This window comes from Candidatus Poriferisodalis sp., assembly GCF_965219595.1.
Taxonomy (GTDB): Bacteria; Actinomycetota; Acidimicrobiia; order Acidimicrobiales; family Poriferisodalaceae; genus Poriferisodalis.
Map to the genome: position 1 here is coordinate 879,155 of NZ_OZ244781.1, position 19,466 is coordinate 898,620.

The window sequence follows — 19,466 nt, forward strand, 5'->3', positions numbered from 1 at the left end:
GCGTGTCCACCGACGCCATGGGTTCCCTCTGGCCGGTCCGTCGCCGTTACCGCCATGAGCAGTGGGACCCCGGCCGGGGACTGTGCTGGCAGTGGGGCACCCGCACGTTCGTCATGGGCATCATCAACGCCACCGAGGACTCGTTCTCGGGCGACGGCGTCGCGGACCGGCTCGACGAGGCGCTAGCCCTGGCGCGGGAGCTAGTGGCAGCCGGAGTGGACATCATCGACATCGGCGGCGCGTCCAGCCGGCCCGGCGCCGAGCCCACACCACTGGAGGTGGAGAGGCGCCGCGCTGTGCGGGTCATCGACGCCGTCCGGGCCGAGTTGGACCGGATCGGGGCTGACCTTCCGATTTCGGTCGACACGACGTGGGCCGAGGTGGCGGCTCCCGCTCTCGATGCCGGCGCGTCGGTCGTGAACGACATCACCGGATTCCGCCTCGATCCCGGAATGGCGCCGCTGGTGGCCGAGCGCGGGGCGGCCGCGGTCATCATGCACAACCAGCGCGGCCGGCCTCATACCGACCTGGTCGCCGATGTGACTACCGGGCTGGAAACCAGCCTTCAGATCTGCGCTGATGCCGGCGTGGGTTCTGATCGGATCATCGTCGATCCGGGCTTCGGCTTCGGATTCGGCGTGTCACAGAACCTCGAGATGATGCGCCGCCTGCCGGAACTGTGGGCACTCGAGCTGCCAGTGCTCATCGGCACATCGCGCAAGTCCACGATCGGCGCCGTCACCGACACCAAGCCCGGTGATCGTCTCTTCGGGACGGCTTCCACCATCGTGGCTGCTATCTGTGCGGGCATCGACGTGGTGCGCGTGCACGACGCTGCCGAGATGATGCAAGCGATCCGGATGACTGACGCCATCGTCCGCCCCGCCCCCTGAGGAACTGGCGGGTCAGCTCTCGACTGGGGCGACCGTGCCGTCGGGCATGAGCTGGCGGCGGGTGCCGTCGGCTGACTGGGCGTAGAAGGTGGGCTGGCCCGATGCTTCGAGTGTGGCGAGCATCGCCGGCAGCGGGGCATCGATGCCGCGCAGGAACTCGATCACCCGGGCAGGGCCGAGGTGGTCGAGCATCTCGAACGGGCCGTGCACCCAGTTGAAGCCCCAGCGGATGGCGTTGTCGACGTTCGCGATGTCGTCGGCGATCTCGGGCACCAGGTCGGCCGCGTAGGCCAGCGTGCCGCCGAAGACGTGCCGAGCCAGCTCGCCCTGCGGGGAATCGGCGAACATCACCTCGCCCAGGTCGGCGGGCACGCCTTCGAGATCGGGCGCCGACGCGGGGCGCCATTCGCCGGTCACGAGATCGAACGTCTCGGCCTTGCGGGACCCGTCGTCGAGCTTGGTACGGCGGCTGAAGCCCCCGCCGGTCTTGCGGCCGAGCTGGCCCCGGTCGGCCATGTCCTGTTCCGCGGCAGGAAACGCAGTGAAATCGAGCCCCCGATCGCCGGCAGGCAGGTTCTGGGCCAGGTTGGCACCAACCAGCTCCATGACGTCGAGGCCAATGAGGTCGATGAGCCCGTACAGGCCGGTGGGCGGCAGCCCGACGGGAGCTCCCAGCACGGCGTCGATGGTCTCCTGGGTCATGCCGTCGGCCAGGAACGGCTTGGCCATGTGCAGGCCCGACAGCATGAAGAAACAGCCGATGCGGTTGCCGATGAAGTTGACGGTGTCCTTGGCGTGCACCACGCCCTTGCCCAGACGCTCGGCGCCGAATCGGGCGAAGGCGTCGATCACCTCGGGCTCGGTGTCCTCGCCCGGCACCAGCTCGAACAGCTTCATCACCCGCACGGGGTTGAAGAAGTGGGTGATCGCCACATCGCGGCGGAAGCGCTCGCTCATGCCGTCGGAGATTTGGCGCAGGGGAATGCCCGAGGTGTTCGACGAGATGACCGAGCCGTCGCTGCGCGCAGCTTCGAGCCGCTCGAACAGCTCACGCTTGGTGGCCAGATCCTCGATGACCGCCTCGCACACCCAGTCGTAGCCGGCAATGTCGTCGAGCCGTTCGTCGACGGTGCCGATCTCGACCAAACCTTGAGCGTCGGCGTCGACGCCGTCCAGCGCACGCCGCGCTGCGGCCTCGTCGCTGTCGAGCACGAGCACCCGGCACCCTGCCGCTGCGGACGCGGCGGCGATGCCGGCACCCATCGTGCCCGCGCCGATGACTGCTACTGAATTGATGCGCCTCATGGCCCCTGCCTACCGGGTGCCGGAGACTTCGCGGCCGATGATCTCCTTCATGATCTCGGTGGTGCCGCCGTAGATGGTCTGGATCCGGGCGTCTGCGTAGGCCTTGGAGATCGGGAACTCGCTCATGTAGCCGTAGCCGCCGAACAGCTGCAGGCAGCGGGTGATGAGCCGCAGCTGCATCTCGGTCACCCACCACTTGGCCTCGGCGGCATCGGTGGCGGTGAGCTCGCCGGCGTTGAGCGCCTCGATCTGGCGATCCACGAACACCCAGGCAATGTCGAGCTCGGTCTTCATCTCGGCCAGCTCGAAGCGGGTGTTCTGGAACGAGGCGATGGTCTGCCCGAACGCCGTGCGCTCGCCGACATAGTCCACCGTCCAGTCGAACGCCGCCTGCGCGTGCGCCACGCCGCCCACTGCGATCGACAGGCGCTCTTGGGGCAGGTTCCGCACGAGGTGCAGGAACCCGTTGCCCTCGCCGCCGAGCAGGTTCTCCTCGGGCACGAACACGTCGTCGAAGAACAGCTCGGCCGTGTCCTGGGACTTCAAGCCCAGCTTGTCGAGATTGCGGCCCCGCTCGAAGCCCTCCATGCCCTCCTCCAGCACGATCAGCGACATGCCCCGGTGCTTCTCGGTGGGGTCGGTCTTGGCCGCCACGATCACCAGGTCGGAGTTGATGCCGTTGGTGATGAACGTCTTGGCGCCGTTCACCACGTAGCCGTCGCCCGAACGCACCGCCGTAGTGGTGATCGAGGCCAGATCGGAGCCGGTCCCCGGCTCGGTCATGGCGATGGCGCTCATCAGCTCGCCGCTGGCGAGGCCCGGCATCCAGCGCTCGGCCTGCTCGTCATTGCAGAGGTTGATGAAGTACGGCAGGCAGATGTCGTTGTGCAGCGTCATGCACTGCCCCGAGCTGGCCGCGCCCGACGCGTGGACTTCCTCGTTGACGATGGCGTTGTAGCGGAAGTCGAGAACCCCGCCCCCGCCGTATCGCTCGTCGACGGCCGTCGCGAGCAAGCCCACGTCTCCCGCCTTGCGGAACATGGCCTTGTCGATCTTGCCGTCGGCTTCCCATTTCTCGTGGTTGGGGACGATCTCGCGCTCCACGAAGGCTTTGGCCGTCTCGCGGAACATCTCGTGCTCGTCTTCGAAGATGGTGCGCCGCATGAGGCGAGCGTATGCGGCTGCGCTGCAGCGAGCCACGGCCGGTCGCGGCGGGCAGGCGTCGGGGCTGCACAGATGCCGCACAGATAGCGTCTCGGCCCGTGACCGAGCACGACTCGCCGAGCGATCTCAGCGCCACGGTCGAGCCCGGTCACGACTGGAGCGCGGTCGAGCGAGCGGCTGCCGCGATGCGGCGGCTGAACCAGGCGCTGGCGAACCGGCGGGTCGACGACGAGGTGCTCGACGAGATCACGGCCACCGTCGAGGCCACCGCGGCGCGGCTGGAGCAGGGCACGCTGCGGGTGAAGATCGACGACATGCTCTCGCGGCCGTATCTCCGAGAGATCTACGAAGGCCAGTACTTCCCGCTGCCGCTCGAGCCCGGCGACGAGATCGAATTCGATCCGTTCTCGATCGGCGGCGGCACGCTGCATCCGGCATCGGTGAACGTGCGGTACTTCAAGGAGTCCGACGACGCTGTCACCGGCGAGGCCGTGGTGGACCCCATGTTCGCCGGGCCGCCCGAGCGCACCCACGGCGGCGTGGTGGCGCTCATCATCGACGAGCTGATGGGCGCGCTGAACCGCATGCGGGGCCGGCAGGCCTATACCGGCCGGCTCACCGTTCATTACCGTGCTGCGACCCCGCTGGGTGTGCCGTTGCATCTGCGGGCGTGGATCGAGAGCACCTCGGGCCGCAAGATCGTTCAGCACGCCGAGGTGCACGGGCCCGAGGGTCTGTGCGTCAACGCTGAGGGCCTGTTCATCCTGCGAGCCGACGCGCCGCCAATCCCCGAGGGTTGAGTCGCGATCCTCAGTGCGCCCGCTGCGGCGGCGGCAGGACCCTCAGCGACCAGCGATCCAGCAGGTCGCAACGTCGCAGAGTCCCCTGCCGCCGCCTTCGCTATGGCATCTGTGCGTCTCGGGTGAGGTGCTTAGTGCTGGTCTGACCCCGGCGCGGAAGCGGCCAGTTGGCGCAGCATCTTGACGGTGCCGACGTACTCGCAGTCTTGGTCGGCGACTGCTGCCAGTTGGCCGAGGGTGACCAGTTCGGGCGCCAGTTCCGCGAGGGGGTCGAGCACGAAGCGACGCTCCCGTAGGCGAGGGTGCGGGATCTGCAGCTCGGGGTCATGCATCTCCACCTCGCCGAACAGCAGCACGTCGACGTCGAGCGTGCGCGGGCCCCAGCGCTCACGGCGCACCCGCTGTGCTGCGGCTTCAAGGGCTTGGCAGCGGGCAAGCAGCTCGTAGGGGCCGTCGGGTACCGACAGCTCGGCGACGAGGTTCAGGAACTCCGGCTGTTCGGGGCCGATCGGCGCGCTGCGGTACACGCCCGAGACGGCCACGAGCACGCCTGCGGCGTCCAGTGCTTCGAGGGCGTCGGCCAGCTGTGCGGCGGGATTGCCGATGTTCGCGCCCAGCCCCACAAAGGCCCGCACGCTGGGCGGGCTCACCGGCTCAGGATCCCCCGCCCGGCTGGCTCACGCCGGGCGACGGGTGATGCGCACGCCGCTGGTGCCGAGGTCGGCCGCAACGGGCGGGCGGAGCTTGGTGACCGCGACCATGGCGGCGGTCACGCCGTCGATGCCGCACAGCTCCGCAGCGATCAGCTCAGCCAGCCGTTCGAGCAGCTGCGGCTGAGCCTGTTCGCACAGCGCCACGATTCGGTCGCACACGGCGCCGTAGTCGATGGTGAGGCCTAGGTCGTCGGTGGTGCCCGCTTGGCTCAGATCGGCGTAGAGATCGATGTCGATGCTGAGCGGCTGCGGCGCGGTGCGCTCATGCGCCAACGCCCCGATCACGCACGTCACCCGCAAATCGCGGAGTTCAATGCGGTCGCTCGTGGCGACCGCATCATCGACACGGCGGTCTGGTGCCGTCACTGCAGGGCTCAGCTCGTTGTGCCCTGGCCGGGGAGGATGCTCAGCGCCACGTCGACCACACGGCGCCCTTCAGGGCCGACACGCTGGCCGAAGATCCGCTCGGTGATGGCCGTGGCCTGGGGACCGGTGGGCACCTTGCCCGACAGCAGCAGGTACGACGCCACAAACCCGCACACGTCCTCGCCGACTCGTTCCTTGTGCAGGATGACGCGCTTGCGCTCGCCGGCCAGCCGCTCCAAGTCGTCGTGGACCGACTGCAGGTACTCGCCCAAGTCGTCGAAAGCGGGCCACGGCCGGTGCAGGTAGGGCATGTCCAGCTCGTCGTAGTTGTGCAGGTTGTGCGGCGCCGAGATCAGCGACACGACGATGTCGAACTCGTTGCGGCGCAGCCAGATGATCTCTTCCTGACGGCGGACGCGCCGGTGGCTGGCGCCATAGCCGCCAGGACGCTCGCACACTGCGAGGCGGTCGGCGACGACCCAGTTGAAGTTGCGGGGCTGAATGCCCTCCGCCCACTTCCCTCTCATAGCTCGCCGTCCCTGCAAGCGTGTACCCGGCAGAATTTACCGGTGCCCGACTGAGCCTGCACAGCCGTTCTGCAAGACCTTCAGGCGCTGTCTGCGGAAGCAGCGTCGTACGCGCGGATCTCAGCCAGATTGCGGTACTTCTGCGCCAGATCCAGCCCGTAGCCGATGACCCACACCGGCGGCAGCCGGAAGCCGATGTAGTCGACGAGGCCGTTCAGGCTGCCGTTGTGTTCGCGGGTCAGCAGCGAGCACACGGCCAGGCTGGCCGGGCCGCGGGCCAGCAGGCTGCGACGCAGGTACGACAGCGTGAGACCGCTCTCCACGATGTCCTCCACCAGGATCACGTCGCGCCCCGCAATGTCGATGTCGAGATCCTTGAGAATGCGCACGACGCCGCTGGATCGGGTGCTGCTCCCGTACGACGAAACGGCCATGAAGTCCATCTCGACCGGCAGGTCGATGGCACGGCTGAGATCGGAGGCGAACATCACCGCCCCCTTGAGCACCGCCACGAGCAGCGGTTGGCGACCCGCGTAGTCGGCAGTGATCTGCGTGCCCAGTTCGGCCACCCGCTCGGCGATCTCGGGGCCCGAGACGAGCACTTCGCCGACGGCGGGGTCGCCGGCGAGCATCGAGTCGAGGTCGCTGTGGGATTCCTCCGAAGCCGATGCGCCTGCCACGTGAGCCGAACTTAGTGGTTATGCGTTTCCGATGGCGGAACAGCTTGCTCGAGTCGGAGCCGATCGGCTGAGCGGCTGACCCGCCGCCCGCCGCCGACCTCGGTGGCGCGGTGGCTGTGCCTGGCCACCTCGAGCACCCGCTCGACCGTGCCGGCGTCGGGCGGATGATCGGTGCGCAGCCACGCCCGGATGGCTCGCCGAGCCAGGGCCACCGGCGCATTCCGCAACTCGGACGCACTGGTGGGATCGATGTCGGCCGCCAACACGTCGAGGAGGTCGGCGTCGGCAGCCGCCAGCCCGGATCCACGGGCCAACAACGGCACCACGTCACGCCCGGCGACGTCGCACAGCAGCGGGATCACCTCGTGACGGACACGGCTGCGCCAGAAGCGAGGGTCGGCGTTGGATGGATCTCGGATGGGCTCGTAGCCGACCAGCTCGCAGACCCGCTCAGTCTCGGTGCGCCGCAGCCCCAGCAGCGGCCGCCGGTCGGCTCTCATGGCGGCGAGCGCATCGAGCGCGCCGCCGCGCAGCAGCTGCAGCAACACCGTCTCTGCCTGGTCGTCGGCGGTATGGCCCAGCAGCGCGTCGGGGCCGAGCGCGGCGTGGCGGGCCTCGCGAGCCCGCGCCTGCAGGTTCGCCCCAGGGGCAAGGTCGAGGTGCATCACGCTGAACCCCGCCCCGAGCTGGTCGCACAGCGCCTCGACTCTCGCCGCTTCGGCCCTGCCCGCTTCGCGCAGCCCGTGATCGACATGGACTGCAGAGACGGCGGTGATCCCGCTGCCGCTCCGCTGGGCAAACCGGCAGGCAAGCACCAGCAGAGCAGCCGAATCGGCGCCGCCCGACACTGCGCACACCAGATCAGGGCCCTCGATGTTGCCGAACGTGCACCGGTCCACCAGACACTCGAGTTCGTCTGAGCCCCGTGACGCATCGCCAGCAGGACTGGGCGACGCGGTAGGGGTGCCGGCAGCCGTCACCCGCGGCGAGCGGGGTCCGGCGGCTCGATCAGGCCGCGGGGACACGCTCCAGCCAGGCTTGAGGGTCGCGGATCTCCGCCATGGACGGCAGGTGCTCGACGCGCTCCCAGATCCGGTCCACCGCCCGGGGGCCGCGCTCGGCCTCGATCTCGGCGATGAAGTCCTCGCCGGCCTGGTATTGCGCCAGCTTGGCCTCGATGCCCAGCAAGCGCTGGATCAGGCGCGCCATGCCGCGCACATTGCGGCGCCGGTGGTGCATCACCACGGCAAACCGGTCGGCGTCGGGGATGTGCCCGCGGGCGGCGCGCGCCATCGTGACGTCGCCGTGCCCTTCCACCAGGCTCATCATGCCGCCCACCTGGGCGATCAGCTCGCGCTGTTGGTCAGTCGCGAACACTGCGGCGAGCCCTCCCTCGCCCAGCAGGTCCTGGCCGTCTTGGTCTGAACCGCGGCGACGCAGGGACACCAGGCTGCGCAGACCCTCGCGTACACGCTCGGGATCGGGTTGGGCCTCGTCGACCAGCCCGTTCACCAGTTGCAGGAAGTGCGGCCGCAGCCACGGCACGCCGGTGAACTGCGAGCGGTGGGTCAGCTCGTGGAGCGCCAGCCACAGGCGGAATTGAGCCGGGACGAATGCGTAGCGCTTCTCGGTGACCAGGATGTTCGGGCCGACAAAGTAAACGGTGTCTCCCGCTGTCGCCGTCTCGTCGTCTGAAGCCCACAGCAGGTCGTATTGGCCGAGCACCCGCTTGGACATCCAGCCAAGTACGGCGCCCAGCTCCACCGCTCCCAGCGTCTGCGTTGCCCGCGAGGTCGCTGCTGCGCCGTCGGCGCCGGCCGCTGCGCCCAGCAGCGGCTGCAGCAACCGCCGGAATGCAGCGATGTTGGCGTCGATCCAGCCCGTCCGGTCGATGACCTCTGCGTGCGCCTCGCCGGGCGTCTCCAGCCCGGTCTCGATGGCCACCAGCTCAGCCGCAACCGGCACGAAGCGGGCGAAGTCCTGTCGCAGCGGTTCAGCGAGATAGGACTGGTACAGCGGCTCGGTGCCCGCCACCCGCACCGCGATGCGACGCGCCAAATCCCAATCGACGTGCTCGTCGGCGGGATCGCTCATCGTGAGCTCAGCGCTTGGGGTACCGCGGCGCAACCACCTTCTGCACGTAGCCCGCGACCAGCTTGAAAACGGTCAGCACCGTCACGATGGTCAGCGGGACCGCCAGCCAGTAGTGCCAGACCTGCGCGCCAAGGAGCTCCATGGCGCAGATATTAGTGGTCGACTGCGCCGGAACCCCATCGGGAGGGTGGCCCGCCGCTGCTACCGTGAGCCGCCCGTTGCCCGAGTAGCTCAGTGGCAGAGCGGCTCTCTCGTAAAGAGCAGGTCGTGGGTTCAATCCCCACCTCGGGCTCGTCGGCGGACCGCAGGGCCGGCTGGTGGGCGAGGCCTTACCCGCCGAGTTGGCCGAGGCGGATGAACAGGCAGCTCAGGGCCAACCGTTGGTTGGCGTTGAAGCGCAACGCCTCGGCGGCGTTGCCGATGGCGTCAAGCTGTCCCGCTGCCGACTCTGCACGCAGGCTGCCGTTGCCGGATTCATCGCGGATCTGCGACGCCAGCACGGAAAAGCCCATCGTGATCTCGTCGGTGCGCACCCGGCGCAGTTCACGGCGGTGACGCTCGTCGAGCGAGCTGCGGCCCACATTCGTCCCGTAGAGCTCGGCCTGCTCGTCGGCTGCTGCTCGCTCTGCCTCGTGGCGGGCTTCGAGCGGTGCCGCTGCCTGCTCGGCTGCCTCCAGCGCGGTATCCACTGCTGCCATCGCTGCGGATGCCGTGCCGTTCAGGGTGCCCCGCAGGCCGCGCCACGTCTCGATGCGCACGGCAGCGTCGTCGTCGGAGGCCAGCAGGCGAGCACGGTCGATCGAACCGCCGGCAGCGGCTGCAGCGAAGCTGGCACGCCCCTGCTCGATGCCCTCGGCGACGAGCAGCGCTCGCAGATCGGCGTCGCCCAGCGATTCGAAGTCCACACGTGCACAGCGGGAGGCCAGTGTCTCCATCGACCGGTTGACTTCCTCTGCGAGCAGCACGAAGACGCACGATGGCGGCGGCTCCTCGACGGACTTGAGCAGGATCGGCGCGCTCAGCGCTGCACGGTCGACGTCGCAGAGCACGATGACCTTCTGTTCGCCGGCGACGGGCGCAGCCGCGGCGGCACGCACCGCCTCGCGAGCTTGCTCGGCCGTCATAGCCGCACCGACACGGTCGAAGACCAGCAGGTCGGGGTGCTGCTCGGCGAGCGCGAGACGGCGTTCACGCTCAGGCGTAGCGCTGCGCGCCGCCAGCAGTTCGCCGGCGAAGCGGCATGCGGCGCCGCGCAAGCCGGCGCCTGCAGGGCCGACAAAGAGGTAAGCGGGCAGCGGCGAGGCCAGCGCTGCCTGCAATCGATCAACCGCGGCCGGCTGGCCCACGATGCCGTCGAGCAGGTTGCCAACCGGCGCCTCGTCCACGGGCGCTTCGGCCGGTGCCGGCTCGTCGATCGATGGCGGGGCAGGCGGAACCGGGAGGTCGGGCTGCGCCGGTGGCTCATCGACCTGCGAGGACGATTCGAGCGGCGGCGGATCGGGGGAGGCGGGCGGCGGGTCACCAAAGTCGAACAGCGACAGCGGGGCCGGCTCGGCAGCGGCGTGCTCGGATGTGTCCCCCGGATCGTCGGTGCCAGATTCTGAGGTCACGATGAGCGCTCTAGTCCGCCATCGCAGGATGCTCGGCAACCGCAGCTCGCACCCGTTCAGCCACCTCGTCGACGCTGCCGGTGGCGTCCACACGGACCCAGCGATCGGGTTCCGCGTCGCACAGTTCGCGATAGCTGCGCCACACGCGCAGCGCGAACTCCAACGCTTCGCCCTCCAGCCGATCCGGCCCGTCACCGTCGAGCTCGTCGGCGTCGGGATCGGCGTCTGAGTCGCCTTCGAGCAGCGACATCTGCTCGCCGCCGACCCGGTCCAGCCGGTGAACGCGCCGGTCGGAGTCCGCGAGCGGCACATCGAGCAGCACCACCACGTCGGGCAGGATGACGTCGGGCAGCTCCTCGGCAGCACCGGCGGGCCGCCGGCAGGCGTAGTCGATCAAGGCGCGGAGCTCGTCGAGCGCCAGCCCCCGCCCGTAGCCCTGGTAGGCCAGCGTGGAACCGTAGGAGCGGTCGGTGACCACGTCGCGGCCCGAACCCAAGGCGGGCGCAACCACGGTCGCAATGTGCTGCGCCCGATCGGCACAGAACAGCAGCGCCTCGGTCCGGGCCGACGGCGCCTCGTCGGGCGCGGCGTGCAGCAGTACGTCCCGCAGCGCCTCACCAAGCGGCGTCCCGCCGGGCTCGCGGGTAAGGACGGCATCGAGGTGCGACGCCAGCATTTCGGCCTGCGTGGACTTGCCGCTGCCGTCGAAGCCTTCCAGGGCGATGTAGCGGCCGCGAGAACTCATGCCGTTGCCTCGCCGCAGGGCGAGCCGTCGGGCCTGCGGGCGGTCATGACGCATCCTCGCGGCTATTGGCGGCCTGCGGTGCCCGGCGCCCCTCGCCCTGCCGGCTGCGCAGTGACAGGGCCGCCAGCACGCCCGCCATCAGGATCAGCAGAGCCCCCAGCCACAGCGCTCCCCGCACGCCGGGCAGCGCCAGCACCGAGTCGCCGACGCGGATCTCGTTGTCGAACGCGACCTCGAAGAGCCAGTGGAAGCCGTCGGACAGGAAGCCCCCGGCCGCCATGGAGATCAGCAGGCAGAAGCGCACCAGCGTGTACATGGCCGCGAACACCCGCCCCCGCAGCACCTCTTCCACGTTCTCGTGCAGCAGCGTCAGCCCGGTGACGTACACCGAGCCGGCGGCCAGCCCCAGCAGCAGCACACCGGCGAGCACCAGCAGCGTGATGGACACCGAGGCGGCGAACATCAGCGAGGCGCCGGCGAGGAACACCGAGAACACGAAGAGGCGGGCGCGCCCCTCCGCGGCAAGCGCGGACTGGCGCCCGAGGTAGTTGGCGGCGCTCTGCAGCAGCGTCACCAGCGCTACCCCGCCGCCCACGCCCAGGCCCATCGCCACCAGGATCGAGCTGAATCCGGCGCTGCCGGCACCCAGCACTTCGTCGTTGAAGACCGCTCCCAGCGGCACGAGCATGCCGCCGCCGATCATGCCGGTGCCCAGGCCCACCAGCACGGCACGCACCTGCGGGTTCAGGGCGATGAAGTCCCAGCCTTCGCGCAGCTCGCGGAAACCCTGGCGCCAGTCGATGCGGCGACCGGTGTCGCGCTTGCGGTGCGCTGCGGTGATGTGCGGCGAGAGCGGCAGCGTGGCGATGATCGCCGCGGCAATGAGGAAGGTGGCCGAGTCGAGGACCAGCGACATCTCCACCTGGCCGATGTCGGTCCAGCCGATCAGCTCGCCCAGCTTGGCCATGAGGGCGAAGGCGCCGGCGCCCAGCGGGAACGTGCCGTACGCGGCCACCAGGCCCAGCGAGTTCGCTGCGGTGAGGTGCCTCGCCGGCACGATGTTGGGGACGATCGCCTCCTTGGCCGGGCTCCACAGCGAGGTGGCCAGCTCCAGCGCCAGCGACGCCAGCACCAGCAGCCACACCCGGTCGATGAACGGGATGGTCAGCAGCACGCTGGCCCGCACGATGTCGCAGATCACCAGCAGCCGTTTGCGATTGAAGCGGTCCACGATGATGCCGCCGGCCGATGCCAGGAAGAAGCCCGGCAGCACCCGCGCGGTCACCACCAGTGCGATGGCGGAGCCTGGCTGATCGCCGCCGATGCGGCGCGCCACCTCGATGGTGGCGAGCAGCCCGATCCAGTCGCCGAACGAGCTGACCACCTGCGCGATCCACAGGCGCAGGAACCCCGGCGCTGCGAACAGCCCCGGCTGCGGCGCCTCGGCCGCAGCGCCGGCGTCGTCGACGGCTTCAGCGTCGGCGTCAGGCGCTTCTGAGTCCCCGAACGACTGCATCGAGCGGTCCGAATCCATGGCACTCAGCAGGCTAGAAGCCGGGCGCTCCCTGCTAGCCCGGTTTCTTCTTGGCGGCGCGCTTCTTTGCTGGCGACTTCTTGCCGGCGCGCTTGCGGGCCGGCGACTTCTTGGCCGCACGCTTCTTCGCCGGCTGCTTGCGCCGGGCAGCACGCTTCTTTGCCGGACCCTTGGCACGCCGCATCGCAAGCAGCTCAGCCGCCCGCTCCACGGTCAGCGTCTCGGCATCGTCGCCCTGGCGCAGCGACGCGTTGTACTCGCCGTCGGTCACGTACGGGCCGAAGCGGCCATCCTTCAGCACCATCGGCTTGCCGCTGTCGGGGTCCTGGCCGATCTCGCGGCCCGCATTCGCCGCCTGCTGGCCCCGGCGGCGGCGGGGCTGGGCGAGCAGCGCCAGCGCCTCGTCCAAGGTGAGCGTGAAGAGCTGCTCCTCCGATTCGAGGCTGCGGTTCTCTGCCTTCCCATCGCCGACCGGCGCCTTGGTGAGATAGGGGCCAAAGCGGCCGTTCTGCACCGTGATCTCGCCGCCGTCCGCCGGATCGGCGCCGACGGTGCGCGGCAGCGTCAGCAGCTGCAGCGCTTCTTCCAGCGTCACGGTCTCGGGCGACTGACCAGACAGCAGCGAGGCAGTGCGTGGCCGGTCGTCGGTCTCGTCGGGCCGTCCCACCGAGACGTACGGCCCGAAGCGCCCAGGCCGCACGATGATGTCGAGGCCGCTTGCCGGATCGGTGCCCAGCACCCGTTCGGTGGGCGCAGCGAGCAGCTCGAGTGCTCGTTCGATGGTGAGCTCGTCGGGCGCGAGGTCGTCGGGCAGCGGCCGGGTGGCGTCGCCGCGCCGCAGGTACGGCCCGAAGCGTCCCACCCGCGCCACCACCGGTTCGCCGTCGCCGTCGGTACCGATGGGGATGCTGTTGATCTCGGCCGGGTCGATATCGGCCAGCCGGTCGTCGGAGACGAGGTAGCGCAGGCCGCCGGCGGCCTCGGGCGTGGCCGCGCCGTCATCGCCGAAATAGAACGCCGTCAGCCACGGCTGGGCGTCGCGCTCGCCGCTCGCGATCTCGTCGAGGTCCTCTTCCATGCGGGCCGTCAGCGCGTAGTCGACCAAGTGATCGAAATGCCGCTCCATCAGGCCCACGGTGGCGAAGGCAGTGAACGCCGGCACCAGCGACGAGCCCTTCTTCCACACGTACCCGCGTGCCTGGATGGTCTCGATGATGCTGGCGTAGGTGCTGGGCCGGCCGACGCCCAGCTCCTCGAGCCGCCGCACCAGCGACGCCTCGGTGAACCGGGCCGGCGGGCTGGTGCTGTGCTCGGCAGGTTCCAGCGACACCGCCGTTGCTGCATCGCCCGCGTCGAGGTCGGGCAGGATGCGCTCGGGCTCCTCATCGGCACCGGCCGGCGGCGGCGCGTAGACGAGCCGGAAGCCGGGGCTGCGCACCACGGTGCCGGCGGCGGACAGCTCGACGCTGTGGCGCCCGGCCGCCGGCGAGCCCTGCGACAGTGCCGGCGCCAGGTCGCAGGCTGCCGTGCCGGCCAGCCTGATCGTGACGGTCTCGCCGGTTGCATCGATCATCTGGCTGGCCACGGTGCGCTGCCACACGAGGTCGTACAGCCGGGCGGCGTCGCCGCCGAGATCGGTGACGCTGCCAGGAGCGGGCCAGCTGTCGCCGGCGGGGCGGATGGCCTCGTGCGCCTCCTGGGCGTTCTTGACCTTGCGGGTGTAGATGCGGGGCTTCGGCGGCAGGTTGTCTTCCCCGTAGCGGCCGGCGACGATCCCCCGGGCCGCACCGAGCGCCTGCCCGGACAGCGTGGTGCTGTCGGTGCGCATGTAGGTGATGCGACCGTTCTCGTACAGCCGCTGGGCCGCGGCCATCGTGCGCGAGGCGGAGAAGCCCAGCCGAGCACCGGCCGCCTGCTGCAGCGTCGAGGTGATGAACGGCGCCGGTGGGCGGCGCCGGTACGGCTTGGATTCGCGCGAGGTCACGGCGAGCTGGGCCCCGGTCAAGGCGCCGGCGAGCGATGCCGCAGCGCCGGCGTCGAGCACGGACACCGAGTCCGCGCGCAGCTGGCCTTGCTGATCGAAGTCGCGACCGGCGGCGATGCGGCGCTCGTTCAACGACACCAGCGATGCATCGAAGTGCTCGCCGGCCGGTGCGCCCGACCGAGCACCGGCTGCTGTGCCGGACTGGGCCTCGAGCGTGGCGGTGATGCTCCAGTACTCGGCGGCCCGGAAGGCCATCCGCTCCCGCTCGCGCTCCACGATGAGCCGGTTGGCCACGCTCTGGACCCGCCCCGCGGAGAGCCGGGGCGCCACCTTGCGCCAGAGCACCGGCGACACCTCATAGCCGTAGAGCCGGTCGAAGATGCGCCGTGCTTCTTGCGCATCCACCAGCCGCCGGTCGAGATCGCGGGGGTTGTCGATGGCGTCGCGGATCGCCGCGGCGGTGATCTCGTGGAAGACCATGCGACGCACCGGTATCTGCGGGTTCAGCACCTCGAGCAGGTGCCAGGCGATGGCCTCGCCCTCGCGGTCCTCATCGGTCGCGAGGTAGAGCTGGTCGGCCGAGCGCAGCAGCGATTTGAGGCGCCGCACCTGGTCGCGGGCCGTCACCACATAGAGCGGTTTGAAGCCGTCGTCGGGGTTCACGCCCAGCGTCGCCCACGACTCCGACTTGTAGGCAGCGGGCACCTCGGAGGCATTGCGCGGCAGGTCGCGGATGTGGCCCACGGACGACTCCACCACGTACTCGTCGCCCAGCAGGCGCGAGATCGTGCGCGCCTTCGCGGGCGACTCGACGATGACGAGAGAAGTGGCCATGGAGATCCGAGGTGAGCGGCGCCCGTGTCGCAGTGCCGAAGGTGACGGAGCCGACACGAACAGCGCCGGACGGTAGCGCAACTGTCTCAGTTAACAGCAGAAGATCTGTTCTACGGGGATGCCTGCCGGGTGCCCATCCGATGCAGCGCCACCGCAACAGCGCCCGCAGCGACAGCAGCCACGACGGCCACCAGCAGTTCGGACGCAGGCGGCGCGCCGAGCGCAGCATTCCCGAAGCCGCCCGAATCGGCGTCGCCCACCGGCCAGGGCCACAGCACCCGCAGCGATCCGGCCATGAGGCCCATCAGCACGGCAATCATCGCGTCGCGCCAGCGGTCGAGCAGTCGCTGCAGCAGCCGTGAGAACACGGCGAGGCCGATCACCGCGCCCAGCCCGAACAGCACGACGGTGCCGACGTCTCGATCGGATACCGCTTCGGTAATGGGGTCGTACAGCCCCAGCAGCAGCAGCACGAACGCCCCGGAGATGCCGGGCAGGATCATGGCGCAGATCGCCAGCGCACCCGCGCCGACGATCACCACCCAGGCCGGATCGGCAACGCTGCCCGAGCGAATCCCCAGCAGCAAGAACACCCCCACCCCCACCGCCACAAAGATGCCCACAAGGCCGACCCGCCATCGGCTCACCTGCGACCTCGTAGCCACCACGGTCACCGCAACCAGCCCGAAGAACGCCGCCGACAAGCCCACCGGCTGCTCATCAATCAGCAACCGCACCACCTCAACAAGCCCCAAGATGGCAATGCCAATGCCCGCCGCCAGCGCAACAAGGAACCCCCACTCGGCCCGCAACGCCATGCTCGCCGCGCTGCGAAGCCGACCCCGCAGCACTTGCGAAGCGGCCGCGCTCAGATGCGCAATCTGCCCCACCAGCCGGTCATAGATCCCCAACAGCAGCGCCACAGTCCCACCAGACACCCCCGGCACAACATCCGCAGCCCCCATCGCCAACCCTCGCGCCAGGTTCGTGAGCGCTCGCCGGAACATCAAGTCGAAGCTAGACGCGGGAAGTCCCCGGGCGATCACCCGGGGACTTCCGCTGACAGCAGAGATGGTGCCGCTGGGCAACTCAGCCCATGGCCGAGTGTCAGCCGCTCGAAACCACGTCGTCCAGCGCCATTCCGGGGCCCCCGTGTTCGGAAACGTCGAGACCCACCATTTCCTCCTCCGCCGACACCCGCAGCCCGATGGTCGCCTTCAGGACCCCGAACAGGATCATCGAGGTCACGATGACCCACACGGCCACGATCACCACCATCAGGAACTGCACGATCAACTGCTCGATGCCGCCGCCGTAGAACAGGCCGGCGTTCTCGCGGCCCAGGAAGGCATCGTCGTAGCGGGCGAACAGGCCGATGGCGAGCGTGCCCCACATGCCTGCGGCGCCGTGAACGGCGAAGGCGCCGACCGGATCGTCGACCTTCATCTTGCGATCCACGAAGCCCACCACGACCACCACGATGAGCCCGGCGATGAAGCCGGTGATGATGGCGCCCCAGGGCGTCATGGTGCCGCAGCCGGCGGTGATGCCGACCAGGCCGGCCAGCGCGCCGTTGCCTGCCATCGGCACGTCGGGCCGGCCGGTGCGCAGCCAGTTCAGCGCCGTCGCGCCGATGGTGCCGGCGCACGCCGCCAGCACCGTGTTGAGCGCCACGAACATCACGAACTCGTCGGCTGCGAGCTCCGAGCCGGGGTTGAAGCCGAACCAGCCGAACCACAGGATGAACACGCCCAAGATGGCGAGCGTCACGTTGTGACCCGGGATGGTGCGCGACGTGCCGTCGGCTGCGTACTTGCCGATGCGCGGCCCGAGCATCCAGGCGCCGACGAGGGCGATCCAGCCGCCCACGCTGTGCACGATGGTGGAGCCTGCGAAGTCGCTGTAGACGGCGTCGCCGATCGAGATGTTGGCGATGAGGCCGCCGCCCCACGTCCAGTGGACCACGATCGGGTAGATGATCGCCGTGGTCACGAGGCTGAAGATGAGGTAGGTGCTGAACTTGGTGCGCTCCGCCATGGCGCCCGAGGCGATGGTGACCGCCGTGGCCGCGAAGACGGCCTGGAAGAAGAAGTCGGTGGAACCCGACAGGCCTTCTGAGATGTCGAACAGGTCGACGCCCGACAGGGCGAACGAGCCCCAGCCGAAGGCGCTGTTGCCGTCGCCCCCGTAGGCCAGCCCGTAGCCGACGAGGAAGAACGCCAGGATGCCGATGGATGCGTCGGCGAGGTTCTTGGCCATGATGTTGGCCACGTTCTTCGAGCGGGTGAGGCCCGACTCGAGCATGGCGAACCCGGCCTGCATCAGGAAGACGAGCACGCCGGCGATGAACACCCACAGGTTGTCCATGACGGCCTGCACCATCTCGGCGGACAGCGAGTCGTCCTGCGCGCCGGCGGGACCGGCGAACAGGAACAGGCCGCCGAGGGCGCCCGCGACGATGAGGAACAGCTTGCGTTTCATGGCCAATCTCCTACGACTCGGCTCCCGTTGGCTGGCTGATGTGGGGGAACCTAGAAACGACGTGTTGCGCGGGAGTCACCCCGACGTGACCGCTCGATGCACAGCGCGGGTCGGGCCTGTTGCCGAGATGTTTCGGCCGCGTTGCGGGATGCGCTTGCCGCTCTTGTTCCCGAATTCGATTCGATACGGGCTCGCGGGCCGCTCGGGCCCGGGTTACTCGGCGTCGAAGGGGTAGCGGAGCTTGGGGCCGGCTTCGGCCCAGTCCATGTGGTCGCGGACGTACTCGTTGGCAGCATCTCGCGGCGGCGAGTAGTCCCAGCCCGCCCCGGCGGCGGCGTGGACGACCCGGCGGGCGCGCTGAGAGGCCACCACCTGCTCGCGGATCGCGGCAGAGTCCCAGCGCTGGACGACCTCCGTGGCGAACGCAGCCGATAGATCCGCCAGCTCGGGCGACCCCGCCAGGTTCCGATGCTCGGCCGGATCGGCCTCGATGTCGTACAGCAGCGGCGGATCGGTGTCGCAGTGGATGTACTTGTAGCGGCCACGGCGGATCATGAACATCGGCTGAGAGGTCATCTCTGCCATGTACTCGCCGATGGCTTCGCCGCCGGCGCTCCCGGCCGCACCAGCGCTGCCGCCTGCTGCCGGCCACAGGCTGCGTCCGTCGAGCGGTGCGCCGAGCTCGACAGGCAGTCCTCCCGCAATGTCAATCAGGGTGGGCGCCAAGTCGGCCAGGGAGCACACATCGGGCACGATGCCCTGGGCGATGCCAGGGCCGGCGATCAGCAGCGGTACCCGTGCAGACTGCTCGAAGAAGGAGAACTTGAACCAACTGCCCCGCTCGCCGAGCATGTCGCCGTGGTCGCTGGTCACGATCACCACGTTGTCGTCGGCCCGACCGGTCTCGTCGAGCGTCGTCAGCAACTCGCCGAGCCACCAGTCGAAATAGCTGGTGTTGGCATAGTAGGCGCGGCGGGCGTTGCGGCACTGATGCTCGGTCCAGCCGACGGTGTCGGCCTCGATGCCCGCCCGTAGGCGCTGCGTGTGGGGGTCGAACTCGGCCGGCAGTGACCCGGGCAGGTCGATCTCGTCGTCGCTGTAGAGATTCCACCACTCCGGGCGCGCCACATAGGGGTCGTGCGGGTGAATGAACGACGCCGTCAGGAAGAAGGGGCGCTCGTCTGCGTCGCGGGCCAAGTCGTAGAGGCAGCGGCGGGCGGCGAACCCGACTTCGTCGTCGTAGTCGATCTGGTAGGTGGCGAGCGCCGTGCCGGCCCCCGACAGGCTGTCCATGTTGTGATACCACGCATCGATCCGCTCGGCGGCGGCGTCCCAGTTGGGGGTCCACGCGAAGTTGGCCGGGTAGATCTCGGTGGTGAGCCGTCGGCTGAACCCGTGGAGCTGGTCGGGGCCGACGAAGTGCATCTTGCCCGACAGCACGGTGCGGTAGCCCGCCAGGTTCAGCCAGTGGGCGAACGTGGGAATGCCGGCCCGCCACTCGGCGGCGTTGTCCCACGCGCCGATCTGCGATGGCAGCCGCCCGGTCATCATCGAGTAACGGGACGGCGCACAGATCGGCGAGTTGCAGTAGGCGGCATCGAACCGGGCGCCTCGCTCGGCGAGCGAGTTCATTGCGGGTGTCTGCACGACGGGGTGGCCGTAGGCACCCGTGAAGTGCGGCGCCAGCTGGTCGGCCATCACCAGCAAAATGTTGGGTGCGGTCATCAGTCCGCACA

The 19,466-nt window shown here is 69.4% G+C and carries 18 protein-coding genes and 1 tRNA gene; 3 read left to right on the top strand and 16 right to left on the bottom strand.

Features of this window, described 5'->3' with window-relative positions; translation table 11 throughout:
• Positions 1–2: 2 nt before the first annotated feature.
• The gene (gene folP, locus ACOQPE_RS03650) at positions 3–893 is read left to right on the top strand and encodes a dihydropteroate synthase (RefSeq protein WP_420610555.1); all 891 of its coding nucleotides are present in this window, start codon (positions 3–5) and stop codon (positions 891–893) included.
• A gap of 12 nt (positions 894–905) precedes the next feature.
• Here the strand turns inward: folP and ACOQPE_RS03655 are convergent, their stop codons facing one another.
• Positions 906–2,198 carry a 3-hydroxyacyl-CoA dehydrogenase family protein gene (locus ACOQPE_RS03655; protein ID WP_420610556.1) on the bottom strand — a complete coding sequence of 431 codons (1,293 nt, stop codon included), beginning with the start codon at positions 2,196–2,198 and terminating at the stop codon, positions 906–908.
• Positions 2,199–2,207: 9 nt separating this feature from the next.
• On the bottom strand, positions 2,208–3,362 hold the full coding sequence (locus ACOQPE_RS03660; protein WP_420610557.1) for an acyl-CoA dehydrogenase family protein: 1,155 nt from the start codon (positions 3,360–3,362) through the stop codon (positions 2,208–2,210).
• A gap of 98 nt (positions 3,363–3,460) precedes the next feature.
• Between ACOQPE_RS03660 and ACOQPE_RS03665 the strand changes: the two genes are divergently transcribed.
• Complete coding sequence (locus ACOQPE_RS03665) at positions 3,461–4,162, top strand: PaaI family thioesterase (RefSeq protein ID WP_420610558.1); 702 nt, start codon at positions 3,461–3,463, stop codon at positions 4,160–4,162.
• A 131-nt stretch (positions 4,163–4,293) separates the two neighbouring features.
• Here the strand turns inward: ACOQPE_RS03665 and folK are convergent, their stop codons facing one another.
• The 7 genes from folK to ACOQPE_RS03700 all read right to left on the bottom strand — a co-directional run bounded on the left by folK (position 4,294) and on the right by ACOQPE_RS03700 (position 8,684).
• Positions 4,294–4,812: a 2-amino-4-hydroxy-6-hydroxymethyldihydropteridine diphosphokinase gene (gene folK / locus ACOQPE_RS03670; RefSeq protein ID WP_420610559.1), complete on the bottom strand. Its 519-nt coding sequence runs from the start codon at positions 4,810–4,812 to the stop codon at positions 4,294–4,296.
• A 27-nt stretch (positions 4,813–4,839) separates the two neighbouring features.
• Entirely contained in the window at positions 4,840–5,241 is a 402-nt protein-coding gene (gene folB / locus ACOQPE_RS03675; RefSeq protein WP_420610560.1) for a dihydroneopterin aldolase, read from the bottom strand.
• 8 nt (positions 5,242–5,249) lie between these two features.
• Positions 5,250–5,768 (bottom strand): hypothetical protein, encoded by a 519-nt coding sequence (locus tag ACOQPE_RS03680; protein WP_323671930.1) that lies wholly within the window; start codon positions 5,766–5,768, stop codon positions 5,250–5,252.
• Between the two features lie 80 nt (positions 5,769–5,848).
• On the bottom strand, positions 5,849–6,400 hold the full coding sequence (gene hpt, locus ACOQPE_RS03685) for a hypoxanthine phosphoribosyltransferase (protein ID WP_420611349.1): 552 nt from the start codon (positions 6,398–6,400) through the stop codon (positions 5,849–5,851).
• A 59-nt stretch (positions 6,401–6,459) separates the two neighbouring features.
• Positions 6,460–7,473, bottom strand: coding sequence for a tRNA lysidine(34) synthetase TilS (gene tilS / locus ACOQPE_RS03690; RefSeq protein ID WP_420610561.1), 1,014 nt, complete (start codon positions 7,471–7,473; stop codon positions 6,460–6,462).
• Positions 7,457–8,542, bottom strand: a complete 1,086-nt coding sequence (locus ACOQPE_RS03695) for a zinc-dependent metalloprotease (protein ID WP_420610562.1) — start codon at positions 8,540–8,542, stop codon at positions 7,457–7,459. Before ACOQPE_RS03695 ends, tilS begins: the two co-directional genes overlap by 17 nt.
• 7 nt (positions 8,543–8,549) lie before the next feature.
• The gene (locus tag ACOQPE_RS03700; protein ID WP_419855224.1) at positions 8,550–8,684 is read right to left on the bottom strand and encodes a hypothetical protein; all 135 of its coding nucleotides are present in this window, start codon (positions 8,682–8,684) and stop codon (positions 8,550–8,552) included.
• 78 nt (positions 8,685–8,762) lie between these two features.
• Between ACOQPE_RS03700 and ACOQPE_RS03705 the strand changes: the two genes are divergently transcribed.
• Positions 8,763–8,834 (top strand) — tRNA-Thr (locus ACOQPE_RS03705).
• Between the two features lie 37 nt (positions 8,835–8,871).
• On the opposite strand, the gene ACOQPE_RS03710 is transcribed toward ACOQPE_RS03705, so the two are convergent.
• The 7 genes from ACOQPE_RS03710 to betC all read right to left on the bottom strand — a co-directional run bounded on the left by ACOQPE_RS03710 (position 8,872) and on the right by betC (position 19,455).
• Positions 8,872–10,152 (bottom strand): hypothetical protein, encoded by a 1,281-nt coding sequence (locus ACOQPE_RS03710; protein WP_420610563.1) that lies wholly within the window; start codon positions 10,150–10,152, stop codon positions 8,872–8,874.
• 10 nt (positions 10,153–10,162) lie between these two features.
• Entirely contained in the window at positions 10,163–10,897 is a 735-nt protein-coding gene (tmk, locus tag ACOQPE_RS03715; RefSeq protein ID WP_420610564.1) for a dTMP kinase, read from the bottom strand.
• Between the two features lie 43 nt (positions 10,898–10,940).
• Positions 10,941–12,431, bottom strand: coding sequence for an MFS transporter (locus ACOQPE_RS03720; RefSeq protein ID WP_420610565.1), 1,491 nt, complete (start codon positions 12,429–12,431; stop codon positions 10,941–10,943).
• A gap of 34 nt (positions 12,432–12,465) precedes the next feature.
• Positions 12,466–15,249: a type I DNA topoisomerase gene (topA, locus tag ACOQPE_RS03725; protein ID WP_420610566.1), complete on the bottom strand. Its 2,784-nt coding sequence runs from the start codon at positions 15,247–15,249 to the stop codon at positions 12,466–12,468.
• A gap of 110 nt (positions 15,250–15,359) precedes the next feature.
• The gene (locus ACOQPE_RS03730) at positions 15,360–16,256 is read right to left on the bottom strand and encodes a DUF368 domain-containing protein (RefSeq protein ID WP_420610567.1); all 897 of its coding nucleotides are present in this window, start codon (positions 16,254–16,256) and stop codon (positions 15,360–15,362) included.
• A 100-nt stretch (positions 16,257–16,356) separates the two neighbouring features.
• Positions 16,357–17,730: an ammonium transporter gene (locus ACOQPE_RS03735; protein ID WP_420610568.1), complete on the bottom strand. Its 1,374-nt coding sequence runs from the start codon at positions 17,728–17,730 to the stop codon at positions 16,357–16,359.
• A gap of 213 nt (positions 17,731–17,943) precedes the next feature.
• Complete coding sequence (gene betC / locus ACOQPE_RS03740) at positions 17,944–19,455, bottom strand: choline-sulfatase (protein WP_420610569.1); 1,512 nt, start codon at positions 19,453–19,455, stop codon at positions 17,944–17,946.
• Positions 19,456–19,466 lie beyond the last annotated feature (11 nt).